We start from the raw sequence: 25,126 nt of genomic DNA, 5'->3' as shown, positions 1-25,126 counted from the left end.
TACTTGTTCTTGGGACTGTTCTTGGGACCGCGCTATCCTGCGGAATACCCGATTTCGTCCTGAGTCTGTGCCCGCGGCGTCCATTCTCCGCTGAATTCCGCATCCTCGTAAGCATAGAAGTCGGTCAAAATCGCGTTCTTGTCGTCCATGAAGAGCTGATCGGCAATCGACGACGCCAGTCTCGGAACCGCGAACCGCATCCCCGAGATCGCCGATGCGGATAGGCCGCAGCTGACCATGACGGAATAATTAAACGCGAATAACCCGTGCAGCCGCCTCTGTCCTTCTTCGCTGCGACCGGTGAAGGCGAAGCCAGATGAGAGATACGGATGCGCGTCCAGCATCGGGCTCGCGACCTCGGGCGGCGCTTCGTAACGATCGGACCACCTTGCGATGTCGCCTTCGACAAGCAGCAGCTCCGGACGGAGCGTCGGATCGGAGACGAGGCCGGTACTGACGATCAAGAAGTCGAAGCAGAACTCGCCTTGGGGCGTGACGATGACGACGGCACCTTCCTCCAGCCTCGTGTCAAGCCACGGCGAGCCCAGATGCAAATGAAAACCCGGATAAGCCGCCGCTCTAGCGAACGTATCGTTCGTAGGCGGTTGATTATGTTTGTAAAAATGGGACATGACCGCGTATTTGTCCGCGTCGGATAACGCTGGGTACCGTTCGATCATGCCCGAGCTCTCCATCTGGCGGATCGGATTGATCCTTGGCAGCTTGGCTCGGCGAACGAAGACATGCGCCTCAGCCACGCCTTCGGACAAAGCGAACTGGGCGTTGTCGAAGGCCGATGCGCCGCCGCCGAGCACGGCCACTCGCTTGCCGCGCAGCCTTTCGAAGTCGATCGGCTCCGACGTATGGGCATAGAAGCGCCGCGGAACCTTCTGCTGGATCAACGGCGGAACATGCCACTCCCCCCCGCCCTGAATGCCGGTCGCGAGCACGACCTTCCGGGCAAGCAAGCGCTCGGCTGGCGCTCCCGTTCCTTCCAGATGGAGCCTATGCAGCCCTTCCCTTACGGGCTCGATCAGCTTCAGCTTCGCCTCGTTCGCGACCGGCAGCCCCAATACTTTTCGGTACCAACGCAAGTAATTCATCCATTCGCCTCGCGGGATTTTGTCCACTTTCGCCCAGCCTTCTTCGCCGGTCTGCGCTTCCCACCAGGAACGAAACGTCAAGGAAGGAATACCTAGATCGACCGAGGTCAGATGTTTCGGCGTCCGCAGCGTAACCATGCGCGCATACGTATCCCATGGACCTTCCAGCCCCTCCGGATTCTCGTCGATGACCAGAATGTTCGCGATTCGTTCGCGCAGCAGTCCGAAAGCAAGCCCGAGCCCGCTCTGTCCCCCGCCGACGATCACCACGTCGTATACGTGTTCGCCTTCGGCCTTAATCGGACGAACCCATTCCGCTCCTCCGTAAGCCAAATAGTATAAATCTTGTTTGACCCGTTCGTTCAAGGCTTGTATGCTCATGCGGATTCTGTCCTTCCGTTGTGGAATTTAGGTCACGTCACATTAGTTAACGAATTCAATCGTTAATGCCTTAAATCTTTGTCTGCACGCCTTCCCTCGTCATACGCCATGCTTCATTTACGTCATATTTTATAACGTATTCACGTCATTTTAAAGCGTTTCGCCACGATCTGGACATTGAGAACAAATGTTTCGAAAAGCAATGTGCAACATGACCGACATTTTGAAAACGGGATTACCGGAGTGAAGGATCGAAGTTGGAAATGGATGATGACGAAGTGGCCTGGTATTGGTGAGGGGTAGTCATAGTGAGCGGATGCGCGGTGTCGGCGAGGGATGGTTAAGCAATTGGCGGCGCGACGGTGGCGTGGGTTGTGGTGAGGGGGGGTGCACGGGCTAACGGGGTTCGTGAATGATGTAACGGTTGCCAGTGCGCCTATTTTGCCTGAAACGCCGCTTCCCAAATCATAAGGGTTGCCAGCGAGCTTATTTCATCGAAATCAGCCCCATTTCGCCGTTTTGATGCTGCTTAAGCCTCACCGCAACCGTTACAATTTCAAACTAGCACAAAAGGCGGATTTAGCCGCGCTGGCAACCGTTACAAGATCTAACACATGACATGCGACTCTACCGCGACGATTGGGTCGTCAATTGCTGTAAACATTAAATCGACAGCTTCACAAGGTGGTTGGCCCTTAGGAGCCAACCGCCAAAAGCCAACCGCGACGCCCTCGCTTCAACTCACAGAAAACCCATCGCCCGGCCCTTGTCCGCCGCCATCCAGTCGCCGCTGCGGCCCTTGGCGTAATCGGATTTCATCTCGCCGATCAGGCGTCCCAGATCCGCTTCGCCTTCGTAATGCCGTTGCAGGGCAGCCGACACGAACAACTCGCCCAGCTGAGCGAACGTAAAACCTTCGGTGCGGCGGGCAACCTCAGCTAACTGATCTTCGCCCACGATTCGGCCCATCCCCTTGCGAATCAAATACGCATGCCGGAGCGCTTCATCCGGCAGCTTCACCTCGTATGCGCGGTCGAACCTTCCGGCGCGGTTCATTAGCGCGGGGTCGATTTTCTCCGGATAGTTTGTCGTCCCGATCAGGAATACGCCTTCTTTGGACGCCGCGCCGTCCAGCGTGTTCAAGAAGTAGGACCGGCAAGATTCCGGCATGGAATCGATATCCTCGATCACGAGCACCATCGGCGCCATCCGCATCGCCGCCGCGAACACCTCGGAGATCGACTCGCTGCTCGTAAATTCCGTGATCTGCCAATACGCAACCGGGGCTCCGGCGGTCTGGGAGATCGATTTGACGAGCGTCGTTTTCCCGTTGCCCGGCTTGCCGTAGAGCAGAATGCCCCTCTTGTACGGTATGCCGTAATCGCGGAAGAACGCCCCCTCATTCGCAAAAAATTCATCCACCGAACGGTAGATTTGAGACTTGAGCGCCTCTTCCATGAATACGTCGTCTCGCGTGACCGATTCCCGGGGCCGCAGCCTCTCCTGCTCCAGCCCGTCCTTCGTATCGCTGAACAGGATGAGCTTCCGGTTATCCAGCTGTCTTGCGCGCGTATCCGCCAGGAAAGCGCCCAGCGCTTCATCATCCTCCGCGAAAATAATATCTTCGTGCCCCAGTCCGTATTGAGTCTCCCTCGGAACGCGCGCGAAAGCCACTCGGTTGGCATCGTATATGAACAGGTTGTTGCGCGCGGACGGGCGGATTTCGTACCCCGACATCCCCCGATCCCGCTCCGTCTCGTATCGAAACTGAGCGGTCTCCACCAGATCGTAGAGGCTCGCCGCATGCCGGACTCCGTCGTAGCCGCTCCTAAGATCCTCGTCCAATGCGTCCCACACATCGTTATTTTCATCCTGGTAATAGAGCTTGAGCTCGCAGCCGAATCTTTCTTTCAGGAAAAATTGGACCTTGCTCATGATGTCGGCATAATCGAAGTAAACATGTGCGCCCGCGCTCGTCCTTCCCGTCGCATCCGACACTCTGCAGATGAACGGAACTTCTTTGTTGATTGCCATGACCGTATTATTTCTCATGGTTTATACTCCTTTGATCGTCGCCATCGGCCGGCATTTCGCCACGACGGACGCCAAGCCGGCGCCGACGACGCTTTCTACGATTTGATCTACGTCTTTGTAAGCTTGCGGGGATTCGTCGAGAATCGATTCCAGCGCCCGGTGGTTCACGACGATTTCATCCTCCCGGCCGACGCGCAGCGACTCGGCGAATTCGTCCACCGTCACGAGCTGCTTCGTCGCGTTGCGCGAACGCAATCTGCCTGCTCCGTGACAGATCGAATAGTAGTTAGCCGCGCCGGGGCGTTCGCCGACCATCAGGTAGGAGGCCGTCCCCATCGAACCCGGTATGAGAGCGGGATGCCCCGTCTCCGCATACGGTTTCGGATTTCCCGGATGGCCTGCCGGCAACGCCTTCGTCGCCCCTTTGCGATGAACGAAATAAGCAGTCTCACCCTCCTGCTCCTCGCAGGCGTAATTATGCATCAGATCGTACAGCGTTCGCATCTCCGCTTCTTTGCCAAGCGTGTCGCGGAACGCTTCCCGCACGGCATAACCCATCAAATGCCGATTCGCGACGGCGAAGTTGAGCGCGGAATACATCAGGTTCGCGTAAGCCTGCCCCGCCGGGCTGTCCAGCGGCGCGAACTGCAGCTTGGGATCGGGCGTTCCGAGCCCCATCCTGCTCATCGTCTTCGCAACCTCGGTGCCGCAATACTGATTGACGGCTCCTCCCCATGCGCGCGAACCGGAATGGATCATGACGATGACCATGCCGTCTGCAAGCCCCCATTTGACCGCAATGTCCCGATTGTCCTCATGGATGGCTAGCGACTGGATCTCCACGAAATGATTGCCGCCGCCAAGCGTTCCTAGCTGCCTGTGCGCGCGATGCCAGATCGGCTCCGGCAGCCGGTCTAGCTCCGCTTCGTCGAACCGAAAGCCGCCGTATTCGACATGCGTCAGCGAGGTGGCTTTCCTCGGCGTATAAGCATCGGGCACGTATTTGCCCGGCAGGCCGTGCAGCCCTTTGCGCAGCACATGCTCCAGCCTGATGTCCGAGAAATAGCCCCTGGCGTGGTTCTCTACCGGGATTAACCGCTCGATTGTTTTGACCAGCTTGCGCCGCAGCCTGACGTCTTTCAGCTCGCTTTCGTGCACGTTCGTCAGGTGTACGCGCATGCCGCAGCCGATGTCGCTGCCCACGATCGACGGCGATACGAAACCGTCCTCCATGCCCCATACCGCCGTCGTCCCGATGCACGTCCCCACTCCCACGTGAGCGTCAGGCGTATAGCTCATGTAACGGATGTTCGGAATTTGCAGGTTGTTGTTCGCCATCTCCAGCACTTTCGCGCCCATTCCGCGGAACAATACGTCGCTGGCATACACGTGCAGATCTCCTGCGGGAAGATCCACGCGCCTATAATAATTCTGTGTCGTTTTCATAAATTCGTTTTCCCTCTCTCGTCTTCAAAAAAATAGTACGCAAAAAAACCGCAAGCCACGAGAGCTCACGGTTTTGCTGCGCATTAAAGAATAGACTCCGACCGCTTCCCGACCGAATCGATCGAGACTTGCGGATGTTCAAGTCTTACTCCTGCTCAGGCCCGTCGAGGCCAATGGACAATGAACGTATTCGGTTGTCGATTTCCTGGTATGCGACTATCGATAGCGACGATCACGACCATCAGCCTCCTTTCCAAATGTAGTAACGTAATCTTAACCGAGACGCTCAGCAGGTTCAAAGGAATAAACGGTTTAGTATAAAACTCTACCCGCTCACTTGCCCCAAACCTCGCCGAGCGCCGACCGGAACAATCCGTCCAGCCTGTCATCCAGCTCTCCGTTCGCGGGAGCCGCGGCTTCGGCCGCAAGTTCCAGCCGCTTAATCCCGGCATCCAAATAATCGTTTATGACGTGAATGCGAGGCGCGAGATCCAGCTCCTCGCCAGCCATTTTGCGCGCGAGCAGCTCTTGAATCGCATGCTTCAGCTCGCTGCCGTCCGGAACAAGCCGCTGGACCAGCGTTTGGAATTCCATGGGAGGCAACTCCCCGTATCGCAATATCCATTCGCAAGCAAGCACCGGCCGCAGTACGTAAAAATATTTTTTGAGCCTCACAAAGTCTCCCTGCAAATAGTCCCGGTAATTGCCGCGCGCCATGTTCAAATAATGGTGCATGCAAGATTTCGGCGAGAACGCAAGCGGCGACATGCCGCGTATTTGCTCCGCTACGCTTGAATATTCCGAGTATCGGATAGGAGACTGAAGCCATTCCAGCAGCGGGGGGTTCGATTTGCGAAATAATTTAAGCGCCTTCCGAAGATCCCATCCGCTAATATCGAGGCTTTCGCTGATCGGCCGCTCGATGACGTCCTTCTTGTCGAAGATCGATAGATACCATTCCCTCGGCCTGATATAAAGGAACCTCACATCGTAATCGCTGTCCTTGGACGGGAACCCCCACGCCCGGCTGCCCGACTCGCAAGCGTAGAGAATGCGGACGTTCTCCTCGCGCTCCAATCGGTCGAGCTCCTCTTTAATGATTTTTTTCCTATCGGATTGCACGTCCACGTTCCTTCGCCCCATTCCGTGTTGTTCTTCAAATTTGATATACGCTTATTCTGACCTAAAAAGGGGCTTATGAACATGGCGCAACTATGGCGAAACTTTACGATCACGCAAAAAACTACAACTGGCCAGTTAACCAACAACCGTCGGAATTAGGTTCGCCAGGCGGATTTATTGCTCTCACAAGGTGAAACGGCTGGCGCCGTCCTTTGGCGGCGTGGCGCGTTTCATTCCGAGAAATATAAGCCCAGTATAGAGAAAACTTATACTTTCTTATATTTTAAAAAAACGCCGCCGCCGCTAATCGTTAGCGGCGGCGGCGCTTCGCATAAAGCGTCACCGGTGTTCATAACATCGGATAGTTCCGGTTATTCGATAACAAGACCCGCCAGACGGATCAGCCTTAGCAGCATGACGGCCGCCTCGGCGCGTTTGGCATCGTCGGACGGACGGAACATGCCGTTGTCGTCCCCTTGGATAATGCCCGCTTCGGTCATCGTCTCGACGGCTTCTGCGGCCCATGACGCAACTTCGCCCGTATCGCCGAATGGTGCCTCGCCGCCGTTCAAGTCAGCCTTCAGCTTCAGCCATTGAAGCGCGCGAAGCATCATGACCGCCATCTCTTGGCGGGATACTTGCGCATCGGGACGGAATGTGCCGTCGCCGTAGCCGCCTACGATACCCGCCGCCGATGCTGCGGCGACCGCGTCCGAATACCACTCGCCGGAAACGTCGTTGTACTGGTCGTTGCCTTCAGGCGCTCCTCCGAGGCCCAGCATTCTGGCGATCAGCGCCGTGAACTCGGACCGGGTAATCGGACCTTGAGGGTCGAATTGCCCGCCTTCGCGTCCCTCGATAATAAGCATCGAAGCTAAGCGTTCCACATCTGCTTGCGCCCAGTGAGCTTTCATATCCCCGAACGAAACGTCAACGAGGATTGCAGCGTAGCTGCCCGTCCCGCCGTTCTCCAGCACGAATTCCCATACGCCTTGCGTTTCGCGGAGCTTGGCAGGCACGTATTTCAGTTTGCCTGTTTTCTCATCCATTAGCACAAGAACCGTACCGGCTTCAGGTTTATTATCGCCAAATGCCACAACCGTCGGCGTGCCGTCCCATGTCACGCTGCTTCGTTGTCCCGATTGATCCACAGCTTCGATGCGGAACAGGACAGGAAGCGCTTCGGAGGATGCTCCAAGCTTCTTGATCGCGGCCGCGATGGAGGAATCGGCTTGGCCGTTCTCGATCTCGAATACCACGAACGGAGAAACCGTGCCATCGATGGCTTCCAAACGGTCTCGAACGTCCGACAACGGAATCGCGATGGAGCCTAGTTTCGTTCCTAGCTCGAACACGAGCTTGCCATTCAGCTTCAGCATACGGTCCAGCCACTGCGAGCTGACCTTCAAGGAGACATCTTCATACTGTTTCAAAATAATCGAAATTTCGCCGTTCGCGATATCCTGCGCCGTAATCATCGCGTTCAGGCGGATCCCGTCGATCTCCAGCTCCAAGACGTAATCGTTGTACACCGGTCCGGTTGGAGCGGAAGTCACCTTAATGTTCAACAGGGCAGCCGGGCTGACGTTGCCCGCAAGATCCGTAGCGGTGGCGGAGAGCTCGGCGTCGCCAAGCTCCAAGCTTGGCATGACCACGCTCCACTTGCCGCCCGCGTTGGCCGTCGCCGTCGCCATGATCGCTTCTCCCGTCACCGTTACGTGTACCGTCGTACCCGGTTCGGCCGTTCCTTCGATGGTCGGCGTGCCCGTTTGGAACACTTTACCGTCCGCGTCCAAGAAGACAGGAGCCGCAGGCGCGGTCGTGTCGACGTTCACCCCGGCTAGATCGATTGCCGGCAGCGCAAGCGCCAAGGCGTTGCCTGCTGCGTCGCTAACCTGCGCACCGCCTAGCGCAAGGACGGAGGCCGCGCCAATGCCGTCCGCATCCGTGTCGCCTGCCGCTACCGTATATTCATAAACAAGCTGCGTCGATGGATCCGTTCCGCCCGCGTAACGTGCTTGAACGGTATTGCCGCCGATCGAGAGCGCGATCGACGACTGTCCGCCGGTTTCATCGACGACGACAGGTTCGCTGACGTTCAGCTTAAACGTCAGCTTCTGGGCGACGCGGTAATCTCCGTCAACCGGTCCTTCGATGCTTACGATCGTCGGAACGACACCGTCCACCAACAGTTGGCCATTGATGCCGGCCGGCAGACCGACCTTCAGCGGATTGCCCTGTGCGTCTTGGATGACAGCTCCGTTCAGCTCGATCGCCGTGCCTTCAATCGCGATTCCATTCGTATCCAGATCGCCCGCGGCGATCGTGTAGCTGAATGCCAGCTTCGAATCCGCGCTTGCCGCCGAATCGAATGCGGCTTGTTTCGTCGAGCTGCCAATGGCAAGTCCGAGCGTTGGCGTTCCGCCTGACGTATTGACAGTCACGTCCGAGCTGATGGCGAGATCAATCGTTAGTTTGTCGCCAAGCTTATAGCTGCCCGCCGTCGAATCCACGCTGTTAACAACCGGAACGACGCTATCCACGATGACGCCGGAAGTGTTACCGACGCCGGCTAAATGCAGGCTCGCCGCATTGCCGTTCGCGTCCTTGATCGTGCCGTCGTTCAGAGCGATCGCTGCCGTGTCGGCCAGGTTGACCGGGCTTCCATCCGCGTTGTCCGCCTGCACCGTGTAGGCGAAGACGAGCGTATCGGTTCCGCTGCCGGACTGATAGGCCGCATGGAACGTTTTGCTTCCGAGCTTGAATGCCAAGGAAGGCGTATTCGCTCCGGCTGGCGTAACCACAGATGCTGCTTCGTCATACTTCACTTCGAAGGCCAGCTCATCGCCGGCACGGTAGATCCCGTCCGCGATCGTGACCGAATCGACGGCCGGAATCGTCGTATCGACCTTCACATTCGCACGTTCATAAGGAGCCGGTATCGCGCCGGCAGCAGCGTTGCCCGCGGCATCCGCGATAGTTGCAGCGCCGAGCTGCAGCGCCGAACCGATCGTAATGCCATCCGAATCTACCAAACCGTCTGCCAGCACGTACGAGAATACGAGCGTATTCGTGCCGGAACCGGATGCAAACGATGCTTCCACCGCGCTTGATCCGATCGTCAAAGGCAGCTTCGGCGTTCCGCCGGTTAGCGTCACCAGCTCACTGTAGGTAATACTGAACGTTAACGTATCGCCCTTCAAATGCGTACCGTCGTCAACGTCCACCGATTCAATGGAAGGCGCAACGCCATCCACGGCGATGATCGGCAGCGTGATGGCCGAAAGCGTCCGGTTCAAATCATTGCCCCGCAGATCCTTAATGGTCGAACCGTTAAGGGTCAGACCGGCGCCCGCAATCGCGATGCCATCGGCATCCAGGTCGCCGGCGACGATCGTGTAGCTGAAGGATAGCTCGGTCACGGCCGTTCCAACCGCACCGTCGTAGACGGCTTGTTTCGTCGCGCCGCCGAGGACCAGACCTATCGATGGCGTACCGCCGGCCGTGTTCACCGTCACCTGCGAGTCGGTCGTAAGCTTGAACGTCAGCCTCTCGCCGACGATGTAGCTGCCTGCAGCAGGAGTCGTAGCTCCACTAATAAGCGGAATCGTGCTGTCCACGATCACGCCCGAAGTATTCGCTACGCCGGACAGATCGAGATCGGCATCGTTGCCGCTAGTATCTTGAATGGTGCCGCCGTTCAGTTGAATAGCGCTTGTACCGGTCAAGTCAACCGCGCCGCCATCCGCATCGTTGGCTCGCACCGTATAGGCGAAGACGAGCGTATCGGTTCCGCTGCCGGATTTGTACGGAGCTTCGAATGCCGAGCCGCCGATTTCGAAAGCCAGCAACGGCTTATTGGCTCCGGCGTTCGTACCGACCGAAACCGCCTCGCTATACGTCACGACGAAGGAGAGCTCGTCGCCCGCATGATAGACGCCATTTGCAATTGTCACGCTGCCGATGCCGGCCATAACCGTATCGACCAGCACGTTAGTCAGAGTGTGAGGAGCAGGAATGACATTCGATGCCGCATTGCCCGCGGCATCCGCGATTGTCGCGGCCCCTAACTGCAGTGCCGTGTCAAGCGTAATGCCGTTCGCATCGATAAGACCGTCTTCCAGCGTGTAGGCAAAAACCAAGGTACCCGTACCCGAGCCCGATTGGTACAGCGCGTCTTTCGTGACGGCGCCGATTGTAATCGCCAGCTTCGGCGTTCCCCCGGCTACGATCACCGGTTCCCCGAAAGCGACCCGAACTTCGATCGTGTTGCCGGAACGATACGTGCCCGGCGTCACGTTTGCAGATATTGAGGCGGGAGCCACCGTATCGACTTTAATGCCTGACACGATCGGCAAGGAGCCTACCGTCAGAATCGCGTCATGTCCCGCGGCATCCCGGATCATTCCGCCGTTTAATCCGATCGGTCCCGGCGTTAGGAACGAAATGCCGTTCGCGTCGTCATCCCCCGCCTGTACGGTGTAGCTAAACGTCAGTTGGTTCGTGCCCGAGCCGCTCACGTAATTCGCGAACCGATCTTGATCGCCGATATCCAGACCGATCCTTGGCGTTCCCGTTACCGTTACCGGCTCTTGGAAAGTAACTTTAAACGTCAAATCGTCTCCGGCTTTATAAAGGCCGGAAGTCGTTTCTGCGACAAGACTATTCACCGAAGGCGGAGTCGTATCAACGATAATGCCGGACGTATCAATGCCGCCTTGCAGCGTAAGCACGGCATTGTTGCCAGCCGCGTCCCTAATGGTGCCGCCGTTCAAGGACAGAGCGCCAAGCGCGATGCCGTTGGCATCGTTGTCCCCGGCTTGAACGGTGTATTTGAACGTCAATAAACTGCCTGTAACGGAATCGAACTCTGCTATCGCCGTCGATCCGTTCAGTTCGATGCTAAGCTCCGGTGAGCCGGTGACGGCGACATTCTCGTCCATCTGAACGCCGAACGAAAGCTCTTCGCCTGCCGAATATACGGAATTCGCAGGCACGTTCACCGTGGAGATAGCCGGAGCTTTCGCGTCCACCAAGATGCCGGAGGTATTGCCTGCCGATAAGGCAAGGGAAGCCGGAACGCCCGCCGGACTTTCAAGCACGGCTCCGTTCAGCGACAGGTTCGTTCCGACCGTAATTCCGTCGGCATCGAGCAAGCCGTTTTCGATCAAGTATTCGAATACAAACTTGTCGGATCCGCTCATTCTGGCGAAAGCCGCTTGTTTCGTCGAGGCTCCGATCGTAATCGGAAGCGACGGAGTGCCGCCCGCCTCATTCAGCGTAACGTTCAGATCGTAATCGACCGTGAACGTCAACGTATCCCCGGCTTTATACAAGCCATCCGCCGGTATCAACACCGCCTCGACGCGAGGCAGCGGGTGGATCGTAATTGACGTCGTAGAATCGTTGTTCGCTGGATTCTCGTCGTTGGCATAATCCACGTCGGCGGTAAGCGAGCCATTGCCTTTCGCGTTCGGGCCGACGTCGAACGTCACCGTCAAGGTTGAGGTTTGTCCCTCCCCGATGGCCGTGGATCTCGTGCAAATGCCTGTCGCCGGCGTGCAAGACCAACCGCTTCCCGAAATGCCAGTGATCGTTACGCCGCTTGGTTTCGTCAGCGTTACTGTTACGTTTCCGGACGTCGACACGAGCCCGATGTTCGTTACGTTAACCGTATAAGTCGCTCCTGACTTTGTCTCGTAATACAAACCCGTTGTTTGAATCGAAGGTTGAAGATCGGCATGCGCCGTTACTTCAAGCTCCAACGTAGACGCAATGGTGGCGCCGCCCCCGTTCGCCGCATCCGGGACGCTAAACGTGTAGGTCGCTTTCCCGTATTTCGCGGTGGCCGGTGTGACAGTCAGCGTTCGTGTTTCACCGCTTCCGGTAAGCGGCAAATCGCTAGCTATCAGATCGACCGGTTGCGCGGAAGAACGTACCACGTTAGGCACAACGCCGTTTCGGAGTGTTAACAATTGGGTGAATGTCGTATCGTGTTTGAAGGATTTTTTGCTCCAGCCCTCTACCGCGCCGGCTGCCGTCTCGTTAGCAATCAGTCGCGGGAACCCGCGCTGATCGTTCACTTCACCCGCAAGCACCGGCCCGCCTGCTCCGCGCGCAGGACTTGTCGCCGTTAATCCATGTGTAAGCGTATAACCGCCATTATCGACCGACAGCGGATTCAAGCCTGCATCCGCTACCGTTTTGTTGTTCCCAGCTCCCGCTGCGCCGGAGAAAACGCCAGCCGCTGATGTAACCACATTGTAGGAGCTGAAAGACGGATTAAGTTGAAGATTGGCAGGATCGCTCGACGTCCCCAAACCAATGTCGTTATTGGCAGGTACGGCAATCGATCTATTCCCCGAAACGATAGACTTGATTAGCTCCGGCTTTCCTGCTACAACAAGCAGTCCCCCGCCAGCTTTCGTCTCGCTATCGTTATCCGTGATTGTCAAATGGACGTATTTCGGATTGGCCGTCACGCCGGCAGGCTTGTCCACCGTCGTAGCGATGCCGCCCCCGCCGTCACGCGCGAAGTTGCCGCTGAACGTGCTGTTCGCGATCAGCGTATCCGACACGCCGACCGCGATGCCGCCGCCGATGCCGAAGCCGGTATACGCTCCCGAGGTGCCGCCTTTCGCTTCGTTGCCAATAAAGGAACTGTTCCGAATCTCGACCTTGCCATTGCGCCCCGCGGGCAAGAACCCGATGCCGCCGCCGGCTCCTTTGGTGGCGATGTTGTCTTCGATCGTGGAGTTGTTGATCCGAAGATCGAGATCCCCGTCCAGGAACAACGCGCCGCCGCTACCGTCCGCTGCATTCCCGACCAGCGTGACGCGATCGAGAACGAGCGCTCCGCCATCCGCGCCGGAAATATACAGACCCGCGCCGTTGCCGCCGGTGGCGGCGGTATTGCCTTGCACGACAACATCTTGCAAGGTTAACGTGCCTGTTCCCGTATCCGCGAATACGCCGGCGCCGCCGTAATTGGCTTCATTGGAATCGCCGTCCATAATGGCCAGATTTTGCAGGGTAACGTTTCCAAAGCCATCGTTCATCGATTCGTTAATAATAAGAACCCTATCGCCGTTGCCTTTCAGTCTCGAACCGCCGTCATGGCTGCCCGTGCCCGTAATGGTGGCTGCCGCCGTTAATTCCAGCGGTGTACCCGCCAGATCGTAGTCGCACGCGGCTAGCGTGATCGTCTGCACGCCCGCCGTGCTGTTGCTGTTCGCCACGTCGGCGCGCAGGGCGCTGACTTGGGCTGGCGTACAATCTGTGGCCCGAGCATCCGCGCTCAAACCAAAGTACGCGGCAGTCGCGACGATAACCGCGACAACCGCCCATACAAACCGAGACACGCCTTTTTTTCCCATGATCCTATGTATCGAAGCTGCCATATGGTCCCCTCCTTCTCCCTCCGCATATTACCTAGGAGGGAATATCCCTTGCATCGCGATTATGAAATACATCCCGAGGTAAGGCTGCATATTGTTATGTGGAAGACTTGATCCTGTAACGCTTACCGCCTCCGGATTCATGACTACACCGCTTGCATGCGGACCATACAGCAGGCCTCCGCGCCTTCCCGCGGTCGTGCTGGGGAAAGCCCCATCCGGATTGCCCTGAACCGTCATCGTGGATCCAGTCCTAATCGCATGGTTATGCGCGGGCATCTCCGATGTGAGCAGCGTTACGTATTGCGTTCCGCTCGACTCTCCTATAGACCGTTCGGACAATCCAGCCCCTTGCCCGGAATGCATCGGCGCGCTGTCTTGCAGATTCGGCAACGCAAACGTCGACTTGCCGTCGCCCCCGTAAAACGTGCCAAGCAGCGAGAACAAAGCCGTATTCTGCGAGATGGGCAAAAGCTGACCGTTGCACAATGCCCAGCCGGTAGGGGCGAAGTTAAATCCTACGATGCGTATTTCGCCAACAAATGGATCTGCCACTTTGCAATACCTCCTTAAAACTTTTAATTTCTCGACGGAAAGATGCCAACCAATGCAATACAATATGAGAGTGTCAAATAGGGTTGCATATTGGTATGCGGCTGCGAGCTCCCGCTGCTAGCAATGACTTGCGGGTTCATTGCCACGCTGCTAGGATCGACAGTACCCCAACTATGATAGGCGCTCACGGCCGGTGCCGCCCATACCTGTCCGTCAGGATTTTTTTGCGTGGCCGCGGCCGAGCTGGCCTGAACTATATGCGTATGGGCTGGAAGCTCCGATTGAGTAAGCGTATGCGCTTCTTGCCCGCCACTCTGTCCTTGCTCGATCCCTCTACCCGGATGGACCGGCACGCGCCCTCTCAAGTCCGGCAGTGCAAACGTCGTCTGGCCATTCCCCCCATATGTCGTTCCAAGCAAAGAAAACAATGCCTGATTCTGGTTGATCGGCAGAAGCTGCCCGTTACACAACGCCCAACCTTTGGGCGCGAAATTAAACGAATACAAACGGATTTCCCCTAGAAACTCGCCCATTCGTGCTCCTCCTTCTAACATTACAAATACTAGCTTCCGATCCAACTAATTTTGCGTCGGATATACCCCAAATAAGGAAATGATGAAATTGACGCATAGGTACGGCATCATATTGTCGTGGGGCTGACTCCCTCCGGCGATACCGATCGATGATGCGGACATGTTATTGCCTACGACACCTCCGGCGCCTGTATAAGAAGCCAAAGTGGACAACGCAGGCACGGCGCCTTCCGGATTGCTCGTATTACCCTGCTCCTTGCGGGCAAGCATGTAATGGTTATGCGCCGGTATTTGGTTCGTCGTAAGCGTAACCGTCTCCGTTCCGGCCGCTTCCCCGATCGTGTAGGTTTTGGTGATACCCGGCCCCTGTCCATGATGAATCGGAATGCGACTCTGCAGGTTCGGCAGTGCAAACGTTTCTTGCCCATCCCCCCCATACGTCGTGCCGATTAAAGTAAATAAAGCGTCATTCTCCGCGATGGCTATTAAATCACCATTACAAAACGCCCACCCCGCTGGAGCGAAACTACCGGCAAACATCCGAATTTCCCCTAAGTACGGCTGTCCCATGACTATTCCCCTTCCAATCTACTAAATCCCTTTACTCTTCCTCTACCAACCGATTAAACACGGCCTCGTACCGATACCCCTCCGCATCCTGGCTCACCGGCACAAGAAACATGTCGCACGGCCCAAGCCCGGCATGCTCCAGCGGGACTAACTGCTGCGGAATAAACGGACTCCGTGGTCCCCGGAAGACGAGGGTAAACGATTCATAACCCGACGCCTGCCCTCGATCCTGTACGTCCTCAAGCACTAATTCCAGCAGCGGCTCGACGCCTTTTACCGCGAATCTAGTCGCGGCCGCCTCTTTATATTGTTGTAGTTTAATAGATGCCATCCGCTTCCCTGCCTTATATCAAAAAATAAAATTGCGAGAACCGCTTTCCAACACTGTTCTCCCTTATGTATTATAGTTGATAGAGACGATTATCAACAGCTATTTACATACTTAATTCTCGAACTTTGCAATAAATTTGCTATTATTCACAGTACTTTCGGAGGTGCCCATGAACGGTCACGAAAATAATCAAATGTCACGCCGCAAATTTCTAGGTTTCCTCGGTTCCAGCGCGGCCACGATCGCCGTGGCGTCAACGGGTCTGGGACCATTGGTCGAAAAAGCCGAAGCGGCCGCCGGCGGTTCACCCGCGGCGCTGCCTTTCCCATCGCTGAAGCCGATGAAGGCGAGCGAATTAACCGCGCCGATCGGCTACTCTATCGATTCGATTCAGCCGGTTGGCTCAGGCGGAGGCAATCTCGTATTCATGCAGGGTGCCAGTGCGAACGAAGGCATCTTGTGGGTCAGCCGCAGCCTTGCGGGCGCAAGCGACCCGCGCGAGCGCGGCGCTTCGATCATTGGCGTCAAACGCGAGCCGGGCGGCGCTTGGAAGGCGGACAAGTCCGTCGCGGGCTCCCGCCGCATCACGGCCATGGACCGCGTCCAGTTGACCGGTCCGGCCAAAGGCTCCAAAGCCATGAACGGTTCATCCGTCGCGCAAGGACTATGGAGCAACGGCTCCGTCGGCCGCACGCCGTGGGGCACCGTTCTTGCCGGCGAGCGGCCAGACGATGCCGACGCCATTCGTGCGGGCATCAATCCGCCGTCGTACGGCTGGATCGGCGAAGCCGATCCGAAGGACGCGGGCTTCGGCGTGCGCAAACACACGGCGCTGGGACGTTTCGCGCATGGCGATGCAACCGTCGTTGTCACGAGCAGCGGACGGATCGCCGTTTATATGGGCGGCGAACATGCGCTGTACAAATTCATAAGCAGCGCCAAATACGATCCGGCTAAAGGCAGCGGCAACTCCGCCCTGCTCGAGGATGGCAAGCTTTACGCAGCCAATCTTAGCGCAGGCCGCTGGGTCGAGCTGACGAGCGAAGCCGCCGGCCGCGTGCTTGCCGATCCTGCCTACCGCGTCCCGGCTGGCGTCAATCGTTTGCGCGAAGAGCTGCTCGTCTTGCTGAAGGAGCAAGCGGGCGTCCTGACGAACGCTCACGAAGCCGCGTTCGTGCTCGGCGCCACCAAGCTCGAAGGGGCTTACGGCGTTGCCCTTCACCCTGCCGACGGGTCGCTGTTCGTCGCTCAACGCGGCAACGACGGTTCCGGCAACGGCCATGGCAGCATCCTTCGGATCGTCGAGAACGGCAATGACGCGGAAGCTGTCGCGTTCGAATCCGATCTCGTCGTCGCCGGGGGACGTCAGGCGGCGATCAGCTCACCGGGCGCTCTCGCGTTCGATAACTCCGGCAGGCTGTGGGCCGCATCCGGAATCGCCGCGGATCAGCTCCACCAAGGCGCGTTCGCCGCGTTCGGCAGTAACGCTCTATACGCGTTAACTCCCCAAGGCGAGTCGTTCGGGCAAGCGCAAGCTTTCGCGTACGCGCCGGGCGACGGCGCAATGTCGCTGCCGGCCTTCGGCCCTAGCGGCACCCTGTTCGCTTCCGTGATCGGAGCGGACGGCAAACAAAGCGGCGTCTACGCCTTCCGGCAGCTCTAATTCATCTTTCACGCAGAAAGCCCATTCCATCGCGAACCGTGGAATGGGCTTTTTTTGGTGTAGAGCGCAATAAACGCGGACTTTCAAGACCGCGTTGCCCCTTTGAATTTATTGATTTCTGTCCATTTTAAACAAGTCAGATTCATTGTAAACTAGGATGCAACACCCTACAATGCGCAAGGAGATGAACATCATGATTCTGAATAACTCCGAGATTCAGGCTTATCTGAAAAGACTCGGCCTCTCCGAGATCGAAAGGCCGACGCTTCCTTTTCTGAACCGGTTGCATCGCGCCCATGTGGAGCGGCTGTCTTGGCAAACGATCGACATTGTCGCCGGCAAGCCAGCCTCCATCGATCCCAAGCAATCAATCGAGCTTATCATCGGCGGACGCAGCGGATACTGCTTTCATTTGAACGGCGCTTTCGGGACACTGCTGCGTTCATTGGGATTTAAAGTCCATTGGCATTGGGCGGGTGTACAGCCGGCCGGAATGGAACCGCGTCTGAACGGCTTCCATCTGGCGATGAGCGTCGGAACGATAAACGAGGAAGGCGACGAGGCGTTGTGGATCGCGGACGCCGGACTCGGTGATATGCCGTTCGAGCCGATTCCGCTGGCGGCAGGCATTTACAAACAAGGTCCCTTCACGTACACCGTCACGCATTCAGAGCTGTCGAAGAACGGTTGGCGGATCGAACATGATCCCCTCGCTCATTTCGTCGGGGTGGATGTGGCGTCGGATGTCTTAGAGGACTTGTCGGTTTTTTATCCAAAACACGAGCATTACAGCACCTCACCGGAATCGCCGTGGATTCGGACATTCCTCGTTCGCCATAGACATGCGACGGGAAGCAACGAGCTGCGCGGCTGCGTATGGAGCAGACGCGACGGCGACCGTGTGGAGAAAATCGAGCTCTCCACCCAATCGCGGTGGCGCGACGTACTCGGAGACGTATTCGGTGAACGGCTCGTCGCCTACGATTCGGCGGGTCGAGACGCGTTATGGGGCAAGGTCCACGCCATGCACGAGGAGTGGAAACGGGCGCAGGAGTTGGCGGGGAACGTCTGAGGCGGGTACGACCCGGGTCGCCCGTGGCAGGCACATGTGGGAACTTCTGCAATCCGCGGTTACGAGGCGAGTCGGCTTTGACTACGACCAATTGCACAAGTTGTGCAGAAAAAAACCGCGAACCAACGTGAATCCGTTGCTCGCGGCTTTTCGATGCTGGCAGACTCTAGTCAAGCTGAACCGTATACCACAGCCCGTATAACAATAAGGCAAAGGACAAATATACGATCGCGATTAGGAACCATTTTAGGACAGAGAATCCTCCAATTTTGATAACGCCATAACTTCCCCAATAAGCGGCCAGCCCGACGGCGATCCCGCCAAGAAACCAGATCGGCGCCCGCAGCAGGACGATGTAAAACAAGAGACAGACCAGCAAAAAGACGTACGGCATCCAGGATACAATGGTTTTAAGCGTCTTTTGCATCGAAGTTCTCCTTCCGCAATGCGATTACTGTTATTGCTAATACCATTCTAGATGCAGGGAACGATTTCCTTTCTTGGGGAACTTAACGCAGGTCATCATTATTAGCGCGAAAAAAAAGCGCCGGTTAATGAACCGGCGCGGCAGCGTTCTGGCGGTATTCGGACGGCGTGCAGCCGGTCTTCTTGCGGAAGATCTGGGAGAAGTGGCGGACGTCGGAGTAACCGACGCGATCCGCGATTTCGCCGATCTTGAGCTCCGATTGGCTCAGCAGCTCCATCGCGCGGTCCAGGCGCAGCTGCGTCACGTATTCCTTGAAGCCGCCCCCCGTCTTCTGCTTGAACAGCTGGCTGAAGTAAACCGTGTTCAAGTAAACGACGGATGCAACCTTCTCCAGCGTCAGCTCCGATGCGAAATGGGAGTGGATATACTGCATCGCCACCTCGACCGCCTTTTCCCCGCCGCTGGCATAATGGTCGTACACCTTCGACTCGGACGACTTGTGCATCTGCTTCACTTGCTCCGGCACGGATTCCAGGTCGGTAATCCGCTCCGAATGCAGCACCTGGAACGGAATTTTGAGGTAACGCTTCAGATGCGACCGAAGCTGCTCGATAAGCGGCCCGAGACCGGCCGCTTCCCGCAAGGTGACCAGCCCGAGCAAGTTCTTGGAGTCGATGCTGGCCACGAACCCTTCACCGGCCGAATCGATCAGCTCCGACATGACGTTCTCCACGATAAAATGCTCGAGCTTCAAGTCCGATTCGCTGTCGAGCCTCAGCATGAGCAGATGGAAGTACGGGTGATTGCCGACAAACGGCGACAGGTCGATGCCGCCGAGATCGAGGTCGGACGCCCAGCGCGCGAAGATGGCTTCCCGAAGGAACCGCAGGTTGCGCGCGAGCAGCTGCGTTTCTTTGTTCCGTTCGTTCTCCTTCTCAATCTCCTCGCCAATGTCCTGGATCATGTCGATCAACAATTCCTTGCCGATCGGCTTGAGCAGGTAGTCCTTCGCCCCGAGGCGGACGGCTTCCCTCGCATAAGCGAATTCGGAGTAAGCGGAGATGACGACCCACTTGATATGCGAATGCCGCTTGCGCGAAATCTCGATCAGCTCAAGTCCCGTCATGCCCGGCATGAGCACGTCGGTCAGCACGAGATCGATCGGCAAGTTTTTCAGCAGCTCGACAGCTTCCTCCGGGCTGGCCGCCATCAAGACGCGGTGCTGCGGAAATTGCCTGCGAATTGTCCGCTCGATGCCGCTGCGTATGACTTCCTCGTCGTCGACGACCAGAATGTTCATCCGGAAGTCCCCTCTCCCCCCTGTATCGGGAATGATGCGATAATTACCGTGCCTTCGCCCATCTCGCTCTCGACGCGCAGTCCGTATGCTTCCCCGAACATGAGCCGAATCCGCCTGTGAACGTTCAGCAGCCCGATGCCCCTGCGAGCCCGATGCCCGCCTTCGCCTTCGGCCGAGCCGGCTTCCTCTTGGACCGGCGCTTGCGGCGCCTCTTCCAGCATCGTCCGAATCCGCCGCAGCGTATCCTCGTCCATGCCGATGCCGTCGTCCTCCACGACGATCTCCAGCTTGCCGCCATCGGCTTCCCTGGAATAAACGTGTAGCGAACCCGGGCGCTTCAGTGGTTCAAGCCCGTATTTCACTGCGTTCTCGACGATCGGCTGAAGAATCATCTTGGGCACTTCCACGCCCAGCCATCTCTCTTCCACCTCGATGGACGTTTGCACCCTGCCGCCGAGACGCGTCTCGATAATCGTAAAATAATGCCGGAACTGCTCCAGCTCCAGCCGAAGCTTCGCCATCGACGCTTCTTCCCAGTCGCTGCTATAGCGGAAGATGCGCGACAACGCCAAGATGACGCGGCCAAGCCTGTCGTTCTCCCGTTCATCCAGCATCCAATAGATCATGTCGAGCGTATTGAACAGGAAATGAGGGTTTACTTGCGACTGCAGCGCCTGCAGCTGCGCGTTTTTCTCGCTGATGGACGACAGCTTGATGCGTTCGATCAGATCGTCCATCTGCTGCACCATACGGTTGAAGGAGCCTACCAACACATTGATCTCGTAGTAGGACTGAACCTGCACCTCGCCCTTGAAATTGCCCAGCTCCACCATCTTCATCTGCTGGATGAGCCGCTTGAACGGGGAAGAAAAGGAGCGCGACACCAGCGTAGCCAGCACCGTCGCCGCTACGATCAGGATAAGCGAAAGCGAGATTAGAAATTGCTGCGTATCCTTCAGCTCCAGCTGTAGCTCCTTATTCGGCGTGATGCTGATCATCGTCCAATCCGCGATGCCGATCCGAGCCGCGGTCATCATCGCGCCGGGAACGCTCCGCGCCACGATCGCGCCCGGAGCGATCTTGCCGGGCCAGCCGGCCGGGATATCCCCGATCTGGGTCTCCTCCGCGACCTTGGAGCGGATAATATCGGCTCCGTCCGCGTCGCGGATGACAACTTGGCTGTCTGCCGAGAGACTCGCGTTCGTGAGCGCCGACGCGATGGCGTCGGCATCCGTCTCGATGAGCACGATGCCGATGGACTTCAGCGAGGACAACTCGAACAGTTGACGGCCGAACGCAAAAACGGGCCGATGTATGCCTGCGCTCATAAGCGACTCCGGATATACCCCTAGCCATTTCATTTCACCCGTGGAGCCCTTCAGCTCCGTAAACCAACTCGTCTCGGAATACTCCCGGACGGAGCCTCCGTTGGTCCGATCGAAGCTGAACACTTTGTCGTACCGGGTCACGATATGAATGCCGACGTTATCGCTGCGCGAATAGAAGATCGCTGCGATAATGTCGCTGATTTGCTTCTCCAGCTGGACCGCCTGAACGGAATCGGCCGTGCTGTATTGCTTGAGCAGGCGGATCAGCTCGTTGTTGCTGTTCAGCGATTTGGTGACGCTGTCATAACTTTTGAGCAATAGATCGAACAAATCGACCGTCTGAGAAATGTTTTTTTCGGAAATGGAGCTGACTTTGTCCCTGACCTGCTCCGTCGCACGGTGGTAGAACACCACCGTTACGACGAGCAGGAGCCCAAGCATACTGAGCAGGAACATCGGGAACAAGCGGCCGTGGATCGATTGGAATGGTTTCATGTTTCCTATCTTACCCCTTAACGGCGCCAGCTACCATCCCTTTCGTAATACGCTCGGAGAGCAGGAAGTAAATGATGATGACCGGCAGCGCGCCAAGCACCAGGTAAGCGCCGATGGCGCCGTAGTTGACGGAATATTGGCCGACGAAGCTGTTAACGCCGAAAGGCAATGTTTTCAGCCTCTCCGAAGAGATGAACGTTGCGGCCAAAATATATTCGTTCCAGATATTAATGAACGTCAGGATACACACCGTCACGATCGGCGGTATGGAAACCGGCAGAACAATGCTGCGGAAAATCCGGAATACGCCCGCGCCGTCGATGATCGCGGATTCCTCGATCTCATTCGGGATCGACTTCATGAAGCCGCTCAAGATGAACACGGAAATCGGCGTTTGGAAGGCGATATACGGCAAAATCAACGACAGATGCGTGTTTAGGATGTCCATGTTCTTGAAAATAATCATAAGCGGCAAGAGCGTGCTCTGAAGCGGAATCATCATGCCGAGCAAGAACAGCAGCAAAACCATTTGGCCGTATTTCCACTGGAACCGCGTAATGGCGAAAGCCGCCAAAGAGGCAAGAAGGATAACGCTCACCATCGTGATCGAGGTGACGATCAGGCTGTTGCTGAGATACTTCCAGTAGTTCCCGCTTTCGATCGCCGCCTGATAGTTCTCGATCTGCCACACGTCGGGGAGCGAGAAGAAGCTGCCGGACAGGATTTCGTCGTTGGTCTTGAAGGAATACAAGAACAGCCAGACGAGCGGATAAAGCTGCGTGACGAGCAGGATGCCCAGCACAAGGTAAATGAATGGTTTGGCTACCGAGAAGCGTCTGCCGCTTTCTGGTAGAGTCGCGGATCGGCTCATGTGAAGCGCCTCCTTCTTACGAATACTTTTTGTCCAGACGAGTGAACAGGAAGTTGATGATGACAGTCGCGATCAAGCAGACGGCGACAAGGAAGGTCGCAATGGCGCTTCCGTATCCGAATTTCTGCGACAGGATCGACATCTTGTACATATGGCTGGCGATAACGTCCGTCGCGTTGCCGGGACCGCCGCCCGTCATGACCATGATCAGGTCGAACGATTGCAGGGAACCGATGAACGACAATACGACGGAAATTTTGAAGATCGGAATGACCATCGGAAGCGTTATATAGCGATCGGCCTTGAAGCCTTCGGCGCCATCGATTTTGGCGGCTTCGTAAATGTCGGCCGGAATGTTCTGTACGCCAGTGAACTGGATCAGAATGTGGTAGCCCAGGTATTGCCACAGACCGACGACGATAATCGCGTAGATCGCGTATTTCGGTTCGGTCAGCCAAGCGTGAGCCCAGCTCTCCAGTCCTATTTTCTCGAGAATTTGGTTAATCATCCCGCCCATGGAGGCAGGGTTATAAATCGTCTTCCACAATTGACCGATAACGACGACCGACAAAATGACCGGCAAGAAATAGCTGGAAACAAGAAAATTCGCTTTGCGCACGTAGCGGCTGATTAGAATCGCCACGAACAGCGCGAGCGGCAATTGAATGATCATCGAGAATCCCGCGAGCAGGAAGGTGCGCAAGGCCGCCGGCCAGAACACCGGATCGTCCGTCAGCATGTAGGTAAAGTTGTCGAGTCCGATAAAGGACGAATCCCCTATTCCGTTCCAATCCAGCAATGAGGTATACACAGATACGAGGATCGGCACGAATACCAGTCCGACATATAGCAGAACGCAGGGCAGCACGAACGCCGCGATGGTCCACTTGGACACTTTCAGTACGTTCAAGGCATCCATCTCCTTCTTCAAAATCTTCGCCCGATGACGCAATGGGAGGGAGCGCTTGTTCAGCAGCCCCCTCCGTCATCGCATTAACGGTTTTTCTTTGTCTAGATGTTATTTCTTGTTGTTTTCTTCGTACGCTTTTTGGTGCTCTTTGGCCACTTCGGCCCCTTCTTTCTTCGATACGAACAGGTTTTGAATGCTCGTCAGGTGAACTTGGGACGTACCCGGGTTCATCGTGTTGTCGAAGGAGATGTCGCCGCCTTTTACGTCTTTGAACAGATCCAGCACTTGTACGGCCATGTTGGAGTAGCCAGCCGCTTTGAAGTCCTCGTTGATCACTTGACCCACGCCGACCGCGCCTTTTACTTTGAACGCTTCGATCGGGTAGTTCAGCATGAAGTAGTTCAGGAAGTCAAGCGTAACGTCCAGGTGCTTGCTATTCTTGGATACCGCGAAAGCGGAGCCTGGAGCCAGCATGAATTCGTCCGGATTGCCTTTGCCGTTAACCGTCGGGAACTTGAAGACGCCGATGTTGTCGTCTTTGTTCACCTCGGAAGTCTCGATGCCGCCCGTTGCCCAGCTTCCCATGTAGTACATAGCAGCTTTGCCCGTCTTGAACAGATTTTCGCCGGCGTTGTAGTCGAAGGAAGTCGCGCCTTCTTGGAACGCGCCCGCTTGAACCAGGCTTTGGAATGCGTCGACCGCTTCCGCGAACGCCGGATCTTCAAACGTCTTCTCGCCGTCGACTACCGATTGCAGGAAGCCAGGTCCGTTCGTGCGGAGCAGGATGTTCATGAACAGGAACGAACCCGTCCAGGAATCCTTCTCGCCGATCGCCATTGGCGTGATGCCTGCCGCTTTAAGCGTCTTGGCTGCTTCGACCATTCCCTCGAATGTCGTAGGCACTTCTACGCCGGCTTGTTGGAACAACGCCTTGTTGTAGTATACGAGTCCGATGTTGTTGCCGTCAGGCAAGGCGTAGAGGTTGCCGTCGAAGGTATAGTAATCTAGGAGGCCTTCTTGGAACGTGTCATTCAGTCCGTTTTTCTCCACCATTTCGTTCAGCGGAGCGAACAGGTCTGCTTCTACGAACGGCTGCATTTGAGCCGCGGGGTTCACGATCGTGATGTCCGGCATTTCTTTGGATGCCGCTTGCGTTTTCAGTTTTTGCTTTTGCTGGTCCGTGTTCAGGGAGTCCAGCTCGATTTTCACGTTAGGATGATCCTTCTCGTAGTTCGCTACGATCGTGCGGATCATTTGGTATTTCGGATCGGACGGATCCGGATAAATGTTTTGGAAAGTGATTGTCGCTTTCTCTCCGCCGGCATTGCCGCCGTTGTTGCCGCCGTTCGCGGCCCCTTCGTTCGTTCCTCCGTTATTGCCGCCGCATGCGGTGAGCGAAGTCGCCAGCGCGCCGGCCATCAGAACGCTCAGTACTTTCGTCGTTTTGTTCGCCATTTGTGTATCCCCCTTAATGGTTATGGGGTTATTATGCTCTACATCGCCATGTCAAACAATGAAGTTAATTAGGAGTTGATGTTTGTTTTTTTAAGATTAAATAAATGTTGACGGCTAGTATTAAGAAAATATA

The 25,126-nt window shown here is 56.5% G+C and carries 17 protein-coding genes; 2 read left to right on the top strand and 15 right to left on the bottom strand.

All coding sequences use genetic code 11. The features are described from left to right. Positions 1-32: 32 nt before the first annotated feature. From RB620_RS26180 to RB620_RS26140, 9 genes are all read right to left on the bottom strand, one after another. Complete coding sequence (locus tag RB620_RS26180; RefSeq protein WP_308099569.1) at positions 33-1,484, bottom strand: FAD/NAD(P)-binding protein; 1,452 nt, start codon at positions 1,482-1,484, stop codon at positions 33-35. 741 nt (positions 1,485-2,225) lie between these two features. Continuing rightward, a complete protein-coding gene (locus RB620_RS26175) occupies positions 2,226-3,536 on the bottom strand; it encodes an AAA family ATPase (protein ID WP_308099567.1) in 1,311 nt (436 codons plus the stop codon). A 3-nt stretch (positions 3,537-3,539) separates the two neighbouring features. Next, on the bottom strand, positions 3,540-4,964 hold the full coding sequence (locus RB620_RS26170; RefSeq protein ID WP_308099565.1) for an RtcB family protein: 1,425 nt from the start codon (positions 4,962-4,964) through the stop codon (positions 3,540-3,542). A gap of 333 nt (positions 4,965-5,297) precedes the next feature. Beyond that, positions 5,298-6,107, bottom strand: a complete 810-nt coding sequence (locus RB620_RS26165; RefSeq protein ID WP_374121463.1) for a nucleotidyltransferase domain-containing protein — start codon at positions 6,105-6,107, stop codon at positions 5,298-5,300. A gap of 350 nt (positions 6,108-6,457) precedes the next feature. Continuing rightward, a complete protein-coding gene (locus tag RB620_RS26160) occupies positions 6,458-13,486 on the bottom strand; it encodes an S-layer homology domain-containing protein (RefSeq protein ID WP_308099561.1) in 7,029 nt (2,342 codons plus the stop codon). A 27-nt stretch (positions 13,487-13,513) separates the two neighbouring features. Then, positions 13,514-14,038, bottom strand: a complete 525-nt coding sequence (locus RB620_RS26155) for a phage tail protein (protein WP_308099559.1) — start codon at positions 14,036-14,038, stop codon at positions 13,514-13,516. 23 nt (positions 14,039-14,061) lie between these two features. Beyond that, entirely contained in the window at positions 14,062-14,571 is a 510-nt protein-coding gene (locus tag RB620_RS26150; protein WP_308099557.1) for a phage tail protein, read from the bottom strand. 45 nt (positions 14,572-14,616) lie between these two features. Continuing rightward, entirely contained in the window at positions 14,617-15,111 is a 495-nt protein-coding gene (locus RB620_RS26145) for a phage tail protein (RefSeq protein ID WP_308099555.1), read from the bottom strand. Positions 15,112-15,172: 61 nt separating this feature from the next. Beyond that, a complete protein-coding gene (locus RB620_RS26140; RefSeq protein WP_308099552.1) occupies positions 15,173-15,472 on the bottom strand; it encodes a DUF6916 family protein in 300 nt (99 codons plus the stop codon). Between the two features lie 169 nt (positions 15,473-15,641). Here RB620_RS26140 and RB620_RS26135 point away from each other — a divergent pair, with 169 nt between their 5' ends. Together RB620_RS26135 and RB620_RS26130 are read left to right on the top strand one after the other, a co-directional pair. After that, positions 15,642-17,135: a PhoX family protein gene (locus tag RB620_RS26135; RefSeq protein ID WP_308099550.1), complete on the top strand. Its 1,494-nt coding sequence runs from the start codon at positions 15,642-15,644 to the stop codon at positions 17,133-17,135. 190 nt (positions 17,136-17,325) lie between these two features. Beyond that, positions 17,326-18,207: an arylamine N-acetyltransferase family protein gene (locus RB620_RS26130; protein ID WP_374121465.1), complete on the top strand. Its 882-nt coding sequence runs from the start codon at positions 17,326-17,328 to the stop codon at positions 18,205-18,207. 166 nt (positions 18,208-18,373) lie between these two features. Here RB620_RS26130 and RB620_RS26125 read toward each other — a convergent pair whose 3' ends face one another. The 6 genes from RB620_RS26125 to RB620_RS26100 all read right to left on the bottom strand — a co-directional run bounded on the left by RB620_RS26125 (position 18,374) and on the right by RB620_RS26100 (position 24,993). Continuing rightward, positions 18,374-18,634: a hypothetical protein gene (locus RB620_RS26125; RefSeq protein ID WP_308099547.1), complete on the bottom strand. Its 261-nt coding sequence runs from the start codon at positions 18,632-18,634 to the stop codon at positions 18,374-18,376. Positions 18,635-18,758: 124 nt separating this feature from the next. After that, positions 18,759-19,934, bottom strand: a complete 1,176-nt coding sequence (locus RB620_RS26120; RefSeq protein ID WP_308099545.1) for a response regulator — start codon at positions 19,932-19,934, stop codon at positions 18,759-18,761. Continuing rightward, positions 19,931-21,757, bottom strand: a complete 1,827-nt coding sequence (locus tag RB620_RS26115; RefSeq protein WP_308099544.1) for a cache domain-containing sensor histidine kinase — start codon at positions 21,755-21,757, stop codon at positions 19,931-19,933. The genes RB620_RS26120 and RB620_RS26115 overlap by 4 nt, the downstream gene beginning before the upstream one ends. A 10-nt stretch (positions 21,758-21,767) precedes the next feature. Continuing rightward, entirely contained in the window at positions 21,768-22,628 is an 861-nt protein-coding gene (locus RB620_RS26110) for a carbohydrate ABC transporter permease (RefSeq protein WP_308099543.1), read from the bottom strand. Positions 22,629-22,644: 16 nt separating this feature from the next. After that, entirely contained in the window at positions 22,645-23,538 is an 894-nt protein-coding gene (locus RB620_RS26105; protein WP_308099542.1) for a carbohydrate ABC transporter permease, read from the bottom strand. A 108-nt stretch (positions 23,539-23,646) separates the two neighbouring features. Next, complete coding sequence (locus RB620_RS26100; protein ID WP_308099541.1) at positions 23,647-24,993, bottom strand: extracellular solute-binding protein; 1,347 nt, start codon at positions 24,991-24,993, stop codon at positions 23,647-23,649. Positions 24,994-25,126: the final 133 nt, after the last annotated feature.

The organism is Paenibacillus sp. LHD-117, from assembly GCF_030929555.1.
GTDB lineage: Bacteria > Bacillota > Bacilli > Paenibacillales > Paenibacillaceae > Pristimantibacillus.
Note: the sequence above shows the minus strand (reverse complement) of the source record. Positions and strands in the feature narration are given on the sequence as shown.

Excerpts from the sequence above, each read along its gene's own strand:
- RB620_RS26180 (WP_308099569.1), bottom strand. The coding sequence starts at position 1,484 with ATGAGCATACAAGCCTTGAACGAACGGGTCAAACAAGATTTATACTAT.
- RB620_RS26175 (WP_308099567.1), bottom strand. The coding sequence starts at position 3,536 with ATGAGAAATAATACGGTCATGGCAATCAACAAAGAAGTTCCGTTCATC.
- RB620_RS26170 (WP_308099565.1), bottom strand. The coding sequence starts at position 4,964 with ATGAAAACGACACAGAATTATTATAGGCGCGTGGATCTTCCCGCAGGA.
- RB620_RS26165 (WP_374121463.1), bottom strand. The coding sequence starts at position 6,107 with ATGGGGCGAAGGAACGTGGACGTGCAATCCGATAGGAAAAAAATCATT.
- RB620_RS26160 (WP_308099561.1), bottom strand. The coding sequence starts at position 13,486 with ATGGCAGCTTCGATACATAGGATCATGGGAAAAAAAGGCGTGTCTCGG.
- RB620_RS26150 (WP_308099557.1), bottom strand. The coding sequence starts at position 14,571 with ATGGGCGAGTTTCTAGGGGAAATCCGTTTGTATTCGTTTAATTTCGCG.
- RB620_RS26145 (WP_308099555.1), bottom strand. The coding sequence starts at position 15,111 with ATGTTTGCCGGTAGTTTCGCTCCAGCGGGGTGGGCGTTTTGTAATGGT.
- RB620_RS26140 (WP_308099552.1), bottom strand. The coding sequence starts at position 15,472 with ATGGCATCTATTAAACTACAACAATATAAAGAGGCGGCCGCGACTAGA.
- RB620_RS26135 (WP_308099550.1), top strand. The coding sequence starts at position 15,642 with ATGAACGGTCACGAAAATAATCAAATGTCACGCCGCAAATTTCTAGGT.
- RB620_RS26125 (WP_308099547.1), bottom strand. The coding sequence starts at position 18,634 with ATGCAAAAGACGCTTAAAACCATTGTATCCTGGATGCCGTACGTCTTT.
- RB620_RS26120 (WP_308099545.1), bottom strand. The coding sequence starts at position 19,934 with ATGAACATTCTGGTCGTCGACGACGAGGAAGTCATACGCAGCGGCATC.
- RB620_RS26115 (WP_308099544.1), bottom strand. The coding sequence starts at position 21,757 with ATGAAACCATTCCAATCGATCCACGGCCGCTTGTTCCCGATGTTCCTG.
- RB620_RS26110 (WP_308099543.1), bottom strand. The coding sequence starts at position 22,628 with ATGAGCCGATCCGCGACTCTACCAGAAAGCGGCAGACGCTTCTCGGTA.
- RB620_RS26100 (WP_308099541.1), bottom strand. The coding sequence starts at position 24,993 with ATGGCGAACAAAACGACGAAAGTACTGAGCGTTCTGATGGCCGGCGCG.